Here is a 1,215-nt window from a genome sequence, read left to right as displayed (position 1 = left end):
TTTGAAGTCGTTCTAGTCAATCCACATCTCGTGAAAAAGAATAAAGAGAACCGCGACAATACGCCATCCAAGAGTGACAAAAAGGATGCTCTAGTCATCGCAGATATGGTCAAAAACGGCTACTACTCGTTCATTCGCAACACACCARAAGCATTTGAAGAATTACGTGTCTATCTCTCCAACAGAGACTCAGTCGTCACGAGACTCGTTAGTGCGAAAAACCAAATCCATCGATGGGTTGACGTTGTTTTTCCTGAGCTGCGACAAGTCTTCAAGAACATCATGTGTACGGGTTCACTTGCCACACTTCGTCTTTTCCCTACGCCTGAAGAACTGGATAAATTACAGCCACAAGATATCTTACGAGGTTGGAAATCCCTTATGAAACGGCATTCTGGTGATCGAAAAGCCCGAGCTCTACTCTCTTTTGCCAGCCGTTCTGTTGGTTCTAAGCAAGCATCGCACGCCTATAGACTTCACTTGAAGCAACTTCTTGATGAATACGACCTTGCTTGCCTCCAATTGCAAACGGTAGAAACAGAGATTGTTGCCGTTTTAGAACGCATTCCATTTGCAGGATCCATGCTTGCTGTCAAAGGGATTAGTGCCATTTCGCTGGCTGGTATTCTAGGGGAGGCGGGCGATTTAAGCGGCTTTGTACACGGCAATGCCCTGCTACGTCATGCTGGTCTCAACCTCGCAGAAGCAAGCTCAGGTAAATGGACCGGGCAGATGAAGATTAGCAAACGTGGACGTTCTCGTCTCCGTCGGTTCATCTTTATGATGACCTTAAGTTTAGTCGCGAACAATCCAGAGTTCAAAGCCATGCATGCCTATAATGTACAGATAAAGAAGATGAAGAAAATGAGGTCTATTATGAAGCTCTGTGGTAAAGTAGCCAGAATCTTAGTTGGAATGGCTCGCAGTGGTGAAGCCTACAACCCTCCTAAAACGTTGCCTATTCAGTTAGCAGCTTAACCAATAATCTACCGTTTCGTTGTACGAGTTTTGGCTTATTCGCAGGATTTCAAAGAAAGCACGGAGTACCGGATGTATTAAACCAAAGGGCACCGACCCGTACCGTTAGCAAGACCGGCCTCCACCCCCTGGAAAGGCGTAACGAAGGAATGAGAGGGCATTGACCCGTTAAGACATGGGAGTGAAAACCTCCAAGGGCGGCGTGGAGAATGCGTGCAGTAAATGGAAGTATATGGG

Annotated in this window: 1 protein-coding gene; it reads left to right on the top strand. The window is 46.5% G+C overall.

Annotated features, from left to right (window positions below; all coding sequences use genetic code 11):
• On the top strand, positions 1-978 hold a 978-nt coding region (locus AC1DWN_RS34015; RefSeq protein WP_477563227.1), incomplete at its 5' end, for an IS110 family RNA-guided transposase.
• Positions 979-1,215 lie beyond the last annotated feature (237 nt).

The sequence above is a fragment of the Paenibacillus sp. P4_A7 genome, assembly GCF_056402455.1.
The sequence above is the reverse complement of the archived record's forward strand: the minus strand, read 5'-3'. Positions and strand labels throughout refer to the sequence as shown.